General features: G+C 68.9%; 10 protein-coding genes. 4 read left to right on the plus strand and 6 right to left on the minus strand.

Annotated elements, in window-relative coordinates; all coding sequences use genetic code 11:
- Positions 1-36: 36 nt before the first annotated feature.
- Positions 37-351, plus strand: coding sequence for an I78 family peptidase inhibitor (locus ACXI0D_RS11590; RefSeq protein WP_049443590.1), 315 nt, complete (start codon positions 37-39; stop codon positions 349-351).
- Between the two features lie 64 nt (positions 352-415).
- Here ACXI0D_RS11590 and ACXI0D_RS11595 read toward each other — a convergent pair whose 3' ends face one another.
- The 5 genes from ACXI0D_RS11595 to ACXI0D_RS11615 form a co-directional block, all read right to left on the minus strand.
- Positions 416-2,416, minus strand: a complete 2,001-nt coding sequence (locus ACXI0D_RS11595; protein WP_119007370.1) for a M56 family metallopeptidase — start codon at positions 2,414-2,416, stop codon at positions 416-418.
- Positions 2,417-2,419: 3 nt separating this feature from the next.
- Positions 2,420-2,806 carry a BlaI/MecI/CopY family transcriptional regulator gene (locus ACXI0D_RS11600; protein ID WP_119007371.1) on the minus strand — a complete coding sequence of 129 codons (387 nt, stop codon included), beginning with the start codon at positions 2,804-2,806 and terminating at the stop codon, positions 2,420-2,422.
- Between the two features lie 106 nt (positions 2,807-2,912).
- A complete protein-coding gene (locus ACXI0D_RS11605) occupies positions 2,913-3,725 on the minus strand; it encodes a hypothetical protein (RefSeq protein ID WP_119007372.1) in 813 nt (270 codons plus the stop codon).
- 3 nt (positions 3,726-3,728) lie between these two features.
- Entirely contained in the window at positions 3,729-5,144 is a 1,416-nt protein-coding gene (locus ACXI0D_RS11610; RefSeq protein WP_101764654.1) for an XVIPCD domain-containing protein, read from the minus strand.
- A gap of 116 nt (positions 5,145-5,260) precedes the next feature.
- Positions 5,261-6,367 carry an SDR family oxidoreductase gene (locus ACXI0D_RS11615; protein WP_479642595.1) on the minus strand — a complete coding sequence of 369 codons (1,107 nt, stop codon included), beginning with the start codon at positions 6,365-6,367 and terminating at the stop codon, positions 5,261-5,263.
- A gap of 196 nt (positions 6,368-6,563) precedes the next feature.
- Between ACXI0D_RS11615 and ACXI0D_RS11620 the strand changes: the two genes are divergently transcribed.
- Positions 6,564-6,872, plus strand: coding sequence for a hypothetical protein (locus ACXI0D_RS11620; protein WP_049443579.1), 309 nt, complete (start codon positions 6,564-6,566; stop codon positions 6,870-6,872).
- Here the strand turns inward: ACXI0D_RS11620 and ACXI0D_RS11625 are convergent.
- A complete protein-coding gene (locus tag ACXI0D_RS11625) occupies positions 6,860-7,918 on the minus strand; it encodes a DNA topoisomerase IB (protein ID WP_101764652.1) in 1,059 nt (352 codons plus the stop codon). The two genes, ACXI0D_RS11620 and ACXI0D_RS11625, sit on opposite strands and share 13 nt — an antisense overlap.
- A gap of 111 nt (positions 7,919-8,029) precedes the next feature.
- On the opposite strand from ACXI0D_RS11625, the gene ACXI0D_RS11630 reads away from it, so the two are divergent.
- Complete coding sequence (locus ACXI0D_RS11630; protein ID WP_014035471.1) at positions 8,030-8,419, plus strand: I78 family peptidase inhibitor; 390 nt, start codon at positions 8,030-8,032, stop codon at positions 8,417-8,419.
- Positions 8,420-8,594: 175 nt separating this feature from the next.
- Positions 8,595-13,049 (plus strand): glutamate synthase large subunit, encoded by a 4,455-nt coding sequence (gene gltB / locus ACXI0D_RS11635; RefSeq protein WP_479642596.1) that lies wholly within the window; start codon positions 8,595-8,597, stop codon positions 13,047-13,049.
- Positions 13,050-13,093: the final 44 nt, after the last annotated feature.

Genomic DNA, 13,093 nt, shown 5'->3' on the forward strand with positions numbered 1-13,093 from the left:
GACACTGCCGCCACCATCCACGCCTGGAGCCCGACGATGCGCCTCAATCCCCTTGCCCTGCTCGCCATCCTGCCGCTGGCCGCCTGCAGCCACGCCGGCAGCACCACCCGCCACGATGCCGCACCGGCGCCGGTGGCCGATGCCGCGCACGAATGCAGGCCGGAAGCGCTGGAAGCCTTCACCGGCAAGACCGCCGACGAGGCCACGATCAAGAAGCTGGTGGCCGACAGCGGCGCGCGCAACGCGCGGGTGGTCAAGCCGGGCATGGCGGTGACCATGGACTTCCGCCAGGACCGCGTGACGGTGCAGGTGGACGGTCAGAACCGGATCGAGCGCGCCAGCTGCGGTTGATCAACGGGGTGCCGGCCGCTGGCCGGCACCCCACACATTGCCGGCCAGCGGCCGGCACCACCGATCAGAGCCGCTCGGCCTTGCCGCTGGCCAGTGCGCGCGCGATCACCTGCTGCGCCTGCCGCGACGCCTGCTCATGCACGCGTGCCTGGCGCTCACCCAACGCGGCCTGCTGGCTGCCCAGCGCCGCCTGGCGGCTGGCCAGTTCAGACTGCTGGCTGGCCAGGCGCTGCATGTCGCGGGTGTGAGTGGCCCGCGCGGTTTCTTTATCAACTTCCTGCATCGCACGACGTGCCTCTGCAGCGGCCTCACGTGCGGCCTCACGGGCAACAGCCGCATCGTTGGTCGCGCCGCGCGCCGCCTTCGCCGCTTCCGCCGCCGCTTCGCGGTTGATGTCATGCGCGGCCATCGCGCTGCGCGCGGCCTCGGCGGCAGCCAGTGCCATGCGGCGCGCCTCCTCGCCCTGCAGGCGGCCCATCTCGCCCATCTGCTTGCCGAGTTCGCCCTGCTGGCGACCCAGCGCACTCTGCTGGCGGCCCAGTTCGCTCTGCTGGCGGCCCAGATCCGCCGCGCCGCTGTAGGCACGCTGCAGGGTCTGGATCATCATCGGATCACGCACCACGTAGCGCTTGTCGCCCTGGCGGAACCACAGCGCCGGGCCCTTGCCGAGCTGCCTGCGGGCGACCGTCACGTCGTCCATGCCGCCATTGGCGAAGGTCGAATCGCCATCGACCAGCACGAAGGCCTCCGGCGGCGACTTGCCCAGGTCCAGGCGGCCGTAGGTGGTGATGGAGGTGGCGCGGGAGGTCGTGTGTTGACTGTGCATGCCGGTATCGACATCGACATCCGCATCCACGTCGACCGCCACATCCGCATCGTCCGGACCTGACAACGCCTCGGCATCAGCCGGCTCGGCAGGCGGCGCGGGCGCCACAGGCACGGCCGGAACGCGCGCGGACGAAGGCGGTGCGGGCGGTGCTTTCGGAGCCTTCGGCGGCGACGGCACAGCGACCTTCGGCGCCGCAGGAGGCGCGGGCGGTGCCGGCGGCACCGGCGCAGCGACCAGTCGCATCGGCGCCACGCCCACCACCAGCACCACAGCGGTCAACGCCATCGCCAGGATGCGCGGGCAGGCCCGGCGTGGCTGCAACGAGAGCAGGCGACGCTTGAGGCTGGTGGTATCCGGTGCGGCACTGGCCACGCCCAGGTGCGGCTGCGGTGCCACACCCAGCTGCAGCAGCAGGCGCCCATAGGCCTGGCGGCTCGCGCCATGCTGGCCAACCACCGCTGCATCCACCGCTTCTTCGCGGGCCTGTGCGTATTCGCGCACCGACAGGCGCAGCAGTGGGTGGAAGAAGAACAGATGCTGGGCCAGCGCCGGCAGCAGGCCCCACTGCAGGTCACGCCGCTGCAGGTGCTGCAATTCATGGGTCAGGGCCAGGTCCAGCGCATCGCCCTGCAGGGCGTTGTCGCCGGCCGGCAGCAGCAGCACCGGGCGGAACGGACCGACCAGCTGCGGTGCGTCCACCTGCGTGCTCATCCACAACCGCGGCGCAGGACGCACGCCATGTGCATCGGAAGCCAGCTGCAGGGCCTGCACCAGCGCCTGGTCCTCGCAGGGATAGGCCGCTGCCAGCAGCGCACGGCAGCGACGCCACTCACCGAAGGTACGCAGTGCCATCAGCAGCACGCCGGACATCCACAGCGCGGCCAGTGCGACGGCCCACCATGCCACCGCCGGCACATCCGCGGCAGGCACCGGCATTGCGGCCAACAGCTGTGCCGAGGCCTCCGGGGCCAGCGGGTAGACGATATCGGCGGCCACGTCAGTCGCGCTCATCGCCACCGCCTGCGGCGCCGGCAGCCAGGCCAGCTGCAGCGGCTGGCTCCAGAACAGGCCGAGCACGGCCTGCAGCGAGACGAGCCACCACAGGCGGCAGCGGGTCGCCGCCGACAGCGACGGCAGCGCGCGGCATACGCCATACACCAGGGCCACCAGCAGCACGGTCTGCAGGCTGGTCCAGCCCAGCCGTTCCAACATCGGGATCAGCATCGTGGTGTCCATGGCTCAGCCCTCGTGGCGGCGCGATTGGAGTTGGGCGACCAGCGCTTCCAGCTCGGCCAGCTCGTTGTCGCTGACCTGCTTGCGCTGCGACAGATAGGCCACGAACGGCGACACCGAGCCCTGCAGGGTGTTGTCGACGAACTGGGCCACGGCGCCCTGCAGCACGCTCTCCGGGCCACGCGTGGCCTGGTAGCGATAGACACCGTCCTGCTGCTGGCGCTGAAGATACCCCTTCGCCCGCAGCCGCTCCATCATCGTCAGCACGGTGGAGCGGGCCAGGCCACGGGCCTCCCCATAGCCACTGGCGACCTCGCCGACCGTGGCCGGCGCATGTTCATCGATGTACTGCAGCAGGGCCAGTTCCTGGTCCCCGATCGTCTTGCCACGCATGACACCACTCCCTTGACTACACGTGTCGTCACTGTCTGCGTGACGACAACTGTAGTCAACCCCCCGAAAGTCATGGGCCGACGAACGGTAGGGGCGGCCTACCCCCTCAGCGCCCCGTCACGAACGGGTCGCCCTTGCACGGCAGCAACGGGCTGTCGTCGCAGGGCCATAGCGTGGCGGGAACGGTCCTGGCCACTTCGAAGTGGTCCTGGTTCCAGCGCAGGAAACCGGCGTGGATGGCATTGCCATGGTCGAAGCTCCGCGCATCGGCGGCCAGTGGCTGTTCGGGGTCGGCTTCGGCCACCCAGCGCAGCACTGGCACTTTGTCCAGCACGCCGATGAAGGCGAACAGATCGCCCGCGCCCTTGTCCTGGTACGCCGTCAGGGTCGCCGCATCGGGCAACCCCGCCTGCGCCAGGATGGATGCAGTGACATCCTGCAGCGGTGCGGCTCCCTGTGCGATGTAGGCGCGCATGCCCGTGGTGGTTGCCGGGCAATCCTGCAGCTGCACCAGATACCCGGTGGTACCGCCAGTGCCGGAGAACGACCGCATCCAGTAGCGGAAACGCGGCCCGCTGCGATCAGTAACCATGAAATCCTGCTGGCCATCCTGCGCGGGAATGGAAAGCACCTGCACCTTGCTGGCGCCCTCCACGTTGCACTTCAACTGCGCCAGCACCTGCCTGTCAGGTTCGGGCAGCGCAGCGTAGCGGCCGCCGGGATAGGCGCTGCCGGAGGCTTCCGGCAGTGCGGGCAATCCACGATCAGTGGGCAGGGTCTGCGCAGGCAAGGCCTCCGGTTTCGCCGCCGGGCTGGCAGTGGGCGCTACCGGCGCGACGCGCTCTCCAGCGGGCGCGCAGGCACTGCAGGCCAGCAACAGCATCAACGAAATGCCCGGCATCAGGTGTGATCGGATCATCGCTCAACGCCCTCCCATCGCCGGCGCTTCCTGCAGTTGTGCAGGCGCGGGTGTGGGTGCCGCCTGTTCGCGCGATTGCTGCTGCAGTTGGCGCAGGCTGCTTTCCACCGAAGTCTCGCGTACCTCGGCCGCATTGACGCCTGCGCGCAGCGCCGCAGGATCGCCCGGACTGCCCTGCACCAGGAACAGTGTCTCGCCCGCCGCACGTCCAGCACTGGGATTGCTGGCCACGATCTGGTCGACCCGGGTGATGCCCGCGGCCTTCGCTTCGCGCAGCATCACCAGACTATAGTCATCAGCATGCTCGGCGTAGCGTCCGCCCAAGGCCTGCAGGCGCGTGCTGATCTGCTGCTGCAGGGCATGGTCGCGATGCTGCGGCTGACGGGGGTCGTCATTGGCCGCGAGCGGCACGTCCTGCCCCAGCTCACGCGCCTGGCCGGGTGCGACCGAGGTCAGCACGTACTGCCAACGGTTCTGCCCGGGCGTGCCGCGCACCGTCGACACGAAGTCGTCGTACTCGCCGCCGCCGATGGTCTGGCAGCCGGCCGAATCGGTGTTGGAGCGGCTGCCCCGATGGATCTTGAAGGTGTCGTTGAGGTCCTGCACGCCCTGCGTATCTCGCGCATCGAACCAGCCGTCGCCATTGCTGTCGCGCTCCACCCGTCCGGCGCCAGCAGTGATCGCGTCCTGCGAAGGACGCAGCGCGAACTCATTCGGATGGCCATTGCGCGGATGGGTCGTTGCGCGCATCTCGGTGGTGCCCTCACCCAGGCGCCCCAGATCCTTGACCCGGTCGCCGTTGACGTCCTCACCCTCGGTCTTGGTGCGCGGCGCCACGTTGCCAAAGCCCGGGCTGCGTGGCGTGGTCTTGGCATGCCCGTCGTACTGGGCGGTCGGCTCAGTCGTGGCCTGGTTGAACTCGCGCACATGGCCGTGGCCCTGCGCATCCCTCCACAGCACCACGATGCGATCGTCGTAGACGCCACGCCCACGTGCCTCGGTGGTGCGGTTCTCGTCGCGCAGCCCCAGCACCACGCGGTCCTGCGTTGCCATCGCGTCATTCGCTGCGGTGTTGCCGCGCTGGGCCACCATGCTGCCATACACATCGTACTGCTGGGCCTGGCTCAGGGCTGCGGTCTCCGCCGCATCCGGCATTCGCGGTGGCCGCGTCGCCTCGCCCAGGCGATCCAGCATCGGGTTCACCGTTGCCGCATCCGCTGCGGCAACACCACCATTCCGTCGCAACGCCTCGAGCTCGGTGGCGGCACGCACCGATATGTAACGATCCAGCGATTCCTGCACCACGGCGCTCTGGCCGTCGTGCAGGACCTGCAGACGGGTGGCGGCAGCGCGCGCATCGTTCTGCCGCAGCAGGGCGACGACTTCGTCGGCCGCCGCATTGATATCCATCTCGGGCATGGTCGGTCCTGGGACGTGATCAGTACAGGGTCAGCCTACCCCAGCCCCCCGCTGGGGCGTTTGACGCACTGCACACCCTCACTGCCACGCCGTATTCAGGCAGATCACGCCGGCACTCAGCCCCGTGGGCCGCCCATCACCGGCAGGATCACCCCGCTGATGTAACTGGCACAGACCGGCGAGGCCAGGAACACATACGCCGGTGACAACTCTTCGGGCTGTGCAGGCCGGCCCATATCGCTGTCCCTGCCGAACTCGGCGACGTCCCCGGCCTGCTTGTCGGCCGGGTTCAGCGGCGTCCATACCGGCCCCGGCGCCACGCAGTTGACCCGGATGCCGCGTGGCAGCAGCTGGCTGGCCAGCGCCTTGGTGAAGGCATGGATGGCGCCCTTGGTGGCCGAGTAATCGATCAGCGCCTTGCTGCCGAAAATGCCGGTTTCCGAACCGGTGTTGATGATGCTGGCCCCCTCGCCCAGATGCGGCAGTACCGCGCGCGCCATCTGGATGTAGCCGCCGATGTTGGTCTGCAGGGTCTCCTGCAGGTGCGCGTCTTCCAGGTCTTCCAGCCGCTTGCAATGCAGCTGGAACGCGGCGTTGTTGACCAGGATGTCGATGCCGCCGAACGCCTTGGCCACCTGCTTGACCGCCTTGTTGCAGAAGCGCGGATCGCGCACATCACCGGCGATCACCACGCAGCGGCCGCCTTCGCGCTCCACGTGCTGGCGGGTGATGTCCGCGTCTTCGACCTCGTCCAGGTGCAGCACTGCCACATCGGCGCCTTCGCGTGCGAACAGCACCGCCACCGCACGGCCAATGCCCGAATCGCCACCGGTGACGATCGCGCGCATGCCCTGCAGCTTGCCGCTGCCGGCGTAGTCCGGTGCAAGGAAACGCGGCGCCAGCTCCAGTTCGTGTTCATGCCCGGGCTTGGCCAGCTGCTGCGCCGGCATCGCTTCCGGTTGCCGGCGTGCACCGGCCTGGGTAGCGGGCTTCTTTGTGGCTTTCTTTGCCGCGCGCACGTCCTTGGCCTTCTCCTGGTCCTGCAGGCGTCGCTGCCGGGCCGCGACGCGCGCTGCCCGTGGATCGCTGGCCGCCGCCTTGCGGGTTGCGGTCTTCACCACCCGTGGGCGAGCGGGGTCGGCAGCGGTCTTCGTCGCGGTGCTGCCTTTGCGCACCTTGGGCGAGGCTTTGCGGCGGACGGGGGTCTTTCGGGTGGTGGCCATGCAGGTCTCCTCGGGAGGGAAAGGGGCTGCCGGCCAGCGGCCGGCACTACCGGGGGCGGCGCACGCCGCTCCTGCAGTGTCTCCACCCAGGCTGTTGGCGGCAGTGAGCGCGCCGTGTCCACGATGTGCACGGTATTCATTCCGCCACCACGTGCGGCGTCGCACGCTGCACCCAACCACACCAAGGAATCCTTCCATGAAACATGCCATCGCCACCGCCGCCGTCTGTCTTGCCCTCGCCGCCTGCAGCAGCACGCCGATGGCCCAGGTGCAGCCGATCGACGGCGTGATTTCCGGCCAGTGCCACAGCGACATGGTGCGCGGCGCACTGGGCCTGGCCGCGTCGGACGCCACCGTGGCCCGTGCACGCGTGGACAGCGACAGCCTGCACGTACGGGTGCTGCGCCACGATGGTCCGCGTGTGCCGCCGGCCAGCGAGGGCGGCGACCGCCTGACCATCGAGAAGGGCCGCACCAACAACATCGTCGCGATCTACTGCGGCTGACGACTGCGGCTGAGCCGGCGCGCCCTGCGCAGCACGCGCAGGGTGGCCTGTTCCCACTGGCGCGGCCCACGCAGGCCGGCCAGCTTGGCCAGTTCGCCGCGCTCCCAGCCGGCGAACACGCACGGGTCGATGTAGGCCTTGCGGCACACCGCCGGGGTGTTGCCCAGCAGCGACGCCACCTCGCACACCACCGCGCGCTGCGCCTGCGCCAGGGCGCGCTGGCTGGCCGGTTCCGGGAGCTCGGTGGCGGCGAACGCCTGCACCGCCGCCACCGTGCCGCCCCAGGTGCGGAAATCCTTGGCGGTGAAGTCCTCGCCCATCACCCCGCGCAGGTAATCGTTCACCGCACCGGAGTCCACCGGCTGCAGCGCACCGTCGTCATCGCGGTACTGGAACAGCGCCTGCCCCGGCAGCTGCTGCAGGCGCCGCACCAGCAGCCCCAGCCTGCGATCGCCCACGGTCACCTCCTGCAGCTGCCCGGACTTGCCACGGAAGCGCATGCGCACGCGGCCGCCGCGCAGCAGTTCCAGATGCCGGTTGCGCAGCGTGGTCAGCCCGAACGAACGGTTCTGCTGCGCATAGGTTTCATTGCCGACCCGTACCAGCGTATCGGCCAGCAGCGCGACCACCATGGCCAGTACCTTTTCCTGCGGAAACCCGGGCCGTTTGAGATCCCGCGACAGCCGCCGCCGCAGCGTGGGCAACGCCTCGCCAAAGGCGATGATGCGGTCGAACTTGCCGGCGTCGCGCTCCTTCGCCCAGTTGGCGTGGTAGCGGTACTGCTTGCGCCCGCGGGCATCGCGGCCGGTGGCCTGCAGATGGCCATTGGCGTGGGCGCAGATCCACACGGCGGTATACGCAGGTGGAATCGCCAGCGCGCGGATGCGCTGCAGGGTGGCGGCATCGCGGACCGCGTGGCCATCGGCATCGCGATAGCTGAAACCCTTGCCGGCGCGGCGCCGGCTGATGCCCGGCTGGGTGTCATCGACATAGCGCAGGCCTGCAGCACGCGCAGCCTGTCGTTCGGGGGTAGAGGGGGTTGGCATGCCCGCAGTGTCGCCGCCGCGATGCCGCGAACCTGTCGATAACACAAGACAAACACGTGAGGGTCGGTTCGCCGCTATGCTCGGGCTTTCACAATCCCTTCCGGAGTCATGATGTCGTTCCCGATTCGCGCCCGTTCGCTCTCCGCCCTGCTGCTGCCGGCCGTACTGGCCCTGACCGCCTGCCAGGCACCGGCGCTGGATGAACAGGATTCGGCCACGGCCCATGCCCAGCAGGCTGCCGAAGCCGCCAAGGCACCGGCCGATGAAGCCGGCAAGGCCACCGAGGCACCGCCGGTCGGCACCTGCGATGCCAGCCAGGTGCAGAGCCTGGTCGGCCAGGCCTACGCCGACGCGCTGGGCAAGCAGGCGCAGGAAGACGCCGGTGCCCACCAGCTGCGTGTCATGAAGCCCAATGATGTGGCCACGATGGAGTTCCTCGGCGACCGCCTGAACATCGAAGTGGACGACAAGGGCCTGGTCAGCGGCGTGCGCTGCGGCTGAGTTCGACCCCGCGCCGGCACGGGGTTGCCGGCGCGTTCTGTTGCACCTGCAACCGTGTATTGCGGCGCTGCAGCAACCTGTGATCTAGTCGAGGCATCCGGTGGCCTCACGATGCGCTCCAGGGATTGAGCGGGCTTGAGTGTCCCCGTTCAATTCATCCCGCATCGAGGTAGAGATGGCCCCCCGCAACCGCCAAGGGCTTTACGACCCGCGCTCCGAGCGCGATGCCTGTGGATTTGGCATGGTCGCCCAGCTCGACGATCAACCTTCGCGCCTGTTGGTTGATACCGCCATCGCCGCGCTTTCGCGCATGACCCACCGTGGTGGCGTCGCCGCCGACGGCCTGACCGGTGATGGCTGCGGCCTGCTGCTGCGCCGCCCCGATGCATTCCTGAAACTGCTGGCCGGCGAAGCCGGCATCACGCCGGCTGCGCGGTTCGCTGCCGGCGTCGTGTTCCTGCCACACGATGCCGATGCGGCCCACGCCTGCCGCACCCAGCTGCAGGCGCAGGTCGAAGCGGTCGGCTGCAAGGTCGCCGGCTGGCGCGAGGTACCCATCGACGACAGCGTCTGCGGCCAGCTGGCGCGCGATACGCTGCCGCGCATCGAGCAGGTGTTCGTCGATGCCGGCGTCGGCCAGGATGACGGCGGCTTCGCGCTGGCGCTGTTCCTGGCCCGTCGCCGCAGCGAACAGCAGCTGCGCGAACACGCCGATTTCTACGTCACCACCCTCACCCCGGATGCGATCAGCTACAAGGGCATGGTGCTGCCGGACAAGCTCAGCCGTTTCTATCCGGACCTGCAGCGCCGCGAACTGGCCTCCAGCGCGATCGTGTTCCACCAGCGTTTCTCCACCAACACGCTGCCGCGCTGGCCGCTGGCCCACCCGTTCCGGATGCTTGCCCACAACGGCGAGATCAACACCATCGAAGGCAACCGTCGCTGGGCGCAGGCGCGCAGCAAGGTGTGGAAGACGCCGCGCTTCGACATCGCCGAGTTCGACCCGGTGATCTCCATGCACGGTTCGGACTCGCAGAGCCTGGACAACATGCTGGAACTGATGGTCGCCGGCGGCATGGAGTTGATCCAGGCGCTGCGCATCCTGGTGCCACCGGCCACCCAGTCGCTGGAGTTCAAGGATCCGGACCTGGCCGCGTTCTACGAATTCCACGGCCTCAACAGCGAACCGTGGGATGGCCCGGCCGGCATCGTCGCCTGCGACAGCCGCTACGCCGTATGTACCCTCGACCGCAATGGCCTGCGCCCTGCGCGCTGGATGCTGACCGCCGACCGCCACTTCCTGGTCGCCTCCGAAGCCGGTGTGTGGGAAGTGCCGACCGAGCGCGTGGTGCGCAAGGGCAAGCTCGGCCCCGGCGAAATGGTGGCCATCGATCTCAAGCGCGGTGACCTGCTCGACTCCGATGCGGTGGACCGCATCAACCGCGGCCGCGCACCGTACAAGCAGTGGCTGCAGCAGGGCGTGACCTACCTGCAGACCGAACTGATCGATCCCTCGCTGGTGGAAGAGCCGTTCGACGAAGGCACCCTGCGCAGCTACCACAAGCTGTACCAGCTCAGCAGCGAGGAAGTGGAACAGGTGCTGCGGCCGCTGGCCGAGACCGAACAGGAAGCCACCGGCTCGATGGGCGACGACACGCCGATGGCGGTGCTGAGCCAGCGCAGCCGTCCGCTGTACGACTATTTCCGCCAGGCCTTCGCACAGGTCACCAACCCGCCGATCGACCCGCTGCGCGAAGACTGCGCGATGTCCCTGTCCACCCAGCTCGGCAAGGAGACCAACATCTTCCATGCCGGCCCGGAGACGGTGAACCACGTCATCCTCAATTCGCCGGTGCTCAGCCAGCGCAAGCTGCGCCAACTGCTGAAGATGGACCAGTACGTGCAGGCCAACCGCCTGCTCGACCTGTCCTACAGCGAAGACGAGGGCCTGCGCGCCGGCATCGAGCGCATCTGCGCCGAGGCCGAACAGGCCGCGCGCGAGGGCATGGTGATGCTGCTGCTGTCCGACCGCTACCCGGTGGCCGGGCGGCCGATGGTGCATGCGCTGCTGGCCACCAGCGCCATCCACCACCACCTCTCGCGGCTGGGCCTGCGCTGCGACGTGAATCTCATCGTCGAGACCGGCACCGCGCGCGACCCGCACCACATGGCCTGCCTACTCGGCTTCGGTGCCACGGCGGTGTATCCGTACCTGGCCTACCAGACCCTGTTCGACCTGGGCCGCCGCGGCATCCTCAAGCTCAGCAAGGGCGGTGAGCAGTCGCAGATCGGCCGCCGCTACCGCAAGGGCGTCTACAAGGGGCTGTCGAAGATCATCTCGAAGATGGGCATCTGTACCGTGGCCAGCTACCGTGGCGCGCAGCTGTTCGAGATCATCGGCCTGGAACCGGAGGTCGTGGACCTGTGCTTCCCGGATACCGCCTCGCGCATCGGTGGCGCGGGCTTCGCGCGCCTGGATGCCGACGCACGCGAACTGTGCGCGCAGGCGTGGGACGCACAGCAGGACGTGGATGTCGGCGGCCTGCTGAAGTATGTGCACGGCGGCGAGTACCACATGTACAACCCGGACGTGGTCACCACCCTGCAGCGCGCGGCACGCAGCGGTGATCCGCGCGCCTGGCAGCAGTACTGCGATGCGGTGCACGCGCGTCCGCCGTCGGCGCTGCGCGACCTGCTGGAGCTGGTGCCGGCCGCCACGCCCACGCCGCTCGATGAAGTGGCACCGGCCAGTGCACTGTTCCCGCGCTTCGATACCGCGGCGATCAGCCTGGGTGCTCTGTCACCTGAGGCGCACGAGGCGCTGGCGATTGCGATGAACCGCCTGGGTGGCCGCAGCAATTCCGGCGAAGGCGGCGAAGACCCCGCACGCTATGGCACCGCCAAGCGCAGCAAGATCAAGCAGGTGGCCTCGGGCCGCTTCGGCGTCACCGCCGAATACCTGGTCAATGCCGAGGTGCTGCAGATCAAGGTCGCGCAGGGTGCCAAGCCCGGCGAGGGCGGCCAGCTGCCCGGGCACAAGGTCAACGAACTGATCGCGCGGCTGCGCTATGCACGTCCGGGCATCGGCCTGATTTCGCCACCGCCGCACCACGACATCTATTCGATCGAGGACCTGGCGCAGCTGATCTACGACCTCAAGCAGGTCAACCCGACCGCGCTGGTGTCGGTGAAGCTGGTCAGCCATGCCGGCGTCGGTACGATCGCGGCGGGCGTGGTCAAGGCCGGTGCGGACCTGATCACCATCTCCGGCCACGACGGCGGCACCGGCGCCTCGCCGGTCAGCTCGATCCGCTATGCCGGCGTGCCGTGGGAGCTGGGCGTGGCCGAGGCGCACCAGGCGCTGCTCGCCAACGACCTGCGCGGGCGTACCCTGCTGCAGACCGATGGCGGCCTGAAGACCGGCCTGGACGTGGTCAAGGCCGCATTGCTGGGCGCGGACAGCTTCGGCTTCGGCACCGCGCCGATGATCGTGCTGGGCTGCAAGTACCTGCGCATCTGCCACCTCAACAACTGCGCCACCGGCGTGGCCACCCAGGACGAGCGCCTGCGCGAGAACCACTTCACCGGCCAGCCCGAGCGCGTGGAGAACTTCTTCCGCCTGCTGGCCGAGGAAGTGCGTGGCTGGCTGTCGTACCTGGGTGCGCGTTCGCTGGAAGAAATCGTGGGCCGTACCGACCTGCTGCGACAGATCGACGCCGCGCCGCGCGACGGCGTGCGCGTGGATCTGTCGCGCCTGCTGGCCGACAGCCGCTACGAGGGCAGCCACTGCGCGGCGCAACGCCTGTACGAATCGCCGGACAGCCTGGCCACGCAGATGGATGGGCTGCTGGCGCCGGCCATCGCGCACAAGCGTGGTGGCGAGCATCGCTTCCTGATCCACAACACCGACCGCAGCATCGGCACCCGCCTGGCCGGGGCGGTGGCGCGCGCGCATGGCAACCAGGGCATGGCCGAGGCGCCACTGGAGCTGCGCTTCCGCGGCAGCGCCGGGCAGAGCTTCGGCGCCTTCAACGTGGGCGGCCTGCACCTGGAAGTGGAAGGCGAAGCCAACGATTACGTCGGCAAGGGCATGGCCGGTGGCCGCCTGGTGGTGCGCCCGCCGCGTGGTGCCCGCTTCGAGGCACGCAGTACCGCGATCATCGGCAACACCTGCCTGTACGGCGCCACCGGCGGTGAACTGTTCGCCGCGGGCCGCGCCGGCGAGCGTTTCGCGGTGCGCAATTCCGGCGCGCTGGCGGTGGTGGAAGGGGCCGGTGACCACTGCTGCGAGTACATGACCGATGGCGTGGTGCTGGTGCTGGGCAAGGTCGGCCTGAACTTCGGCGCCGGCTTCACCGGCGGCCTGGCCTACGTGCTGGACGTGGACCGCGATTTCGTCGACCGCTACAACCACGAGCTGATCGACATCCATCGCGTATCCGCCGAAGGCTTCGAGAACTACCGCCAGCACCTGCACCGCCTGATCGGTCGCCACCGCGAGCTGACCGGCAGCATCTGGGCGCAGCAGATCCTGGACGAGTTCCGCGATTACATCGGCAGGTTCTGGCTGGTCAAACCCAAGGCCGCCAGCATCGAGTCGCTGACCGAAACCCTGCGACGCGCTGCGTGATGTTTTCCGGTAGTGCCGGCCGCTGGCCGGCAACGTTCCCCCTC

The organism is Stenotrophomonas sp. C9D9, assembly GCF_056491205.1.

What these genes read in the sequence shown, in the direction of transcription:
- ACXI0D_RS11625 (WP_101764652.1), bottom strand. Translation starts at nt 7,918, where the DNA reads ATGCCAACCCCCTCTACCCCCGAACGACAGGCTGCGCGTGCTGCAGGC.
- ACXI0D_RS11600 (WP_119007371.1), bottom strand. Translation starts at nt 2,806, where the DNA reads ATGCGTGGCAAGACGATCGGGGACCAGGAACTGGCCCTGCTGCAGTAC.
- gltB (WP_479642596.1), top strand. Translation starts at nt 8,595, where the DNA reads ATGGCCCCCCGCAACCGCCAAGGGCTTTACGACCCGCGCTCCGAGCGC.
- ACXI0D_RS11610 (WP_101764654.1), bottom strand. Translation starts at nt 5,144, where the DNA reads ATGCCCGAGATGGATATCAATGCGGCGGCCGACGAAGTCGTCGCCCTG.
- ACXI0D_RS11595 (WP_119007370.1), bottom strand. Translation starts at nt 2,416, where the DNA reads ATGGACACCACGATGCTGATCCCGATGTTGGAACGGCTGGGCTGGACC.
- ACXI0D_RS11605 (WP_119007372.1), bottom strand. Translation starts at nt 3,725, where the DNA reads ATGATCCGATCACACCTGATGCCGGGCATTTCGTTGATGCTGTTGCTG.
- ACXI0D_RS11630 (WP_014035471.1), top strand. Translation starts at nt 8,030, where the DNA reads ATGTCGTTCCCGATTCGCGCCCGTTCGCTCTCCGCCCTGCTGCTGCCG.
- ACXI0D_RS11615 (WP_479642595.1), bottom strand. Translation starts at nt 6,367, where the DNA reads ATGGCCACCACCCGAAAGACCCCCGTCCGCCGCAAAGCCTCGCCCAAG.
- ACXI0D_RS11590 (WP_049443590.1), top strand. Translation starts at nt 37, where the DNA reads ATGCGCCTCAATCCCCTTGCCCTGCTCGCCATCCTGCCGCTGGCCGCC.
- ACXI0D_RS11620 (WP_049443579.1), top strand. Translation starts at nt 6,564, where the DNA reads ATGAAACATGCCATCGCCACCGCCGCCGTCTGTCTTGCCCTCGCCGCC.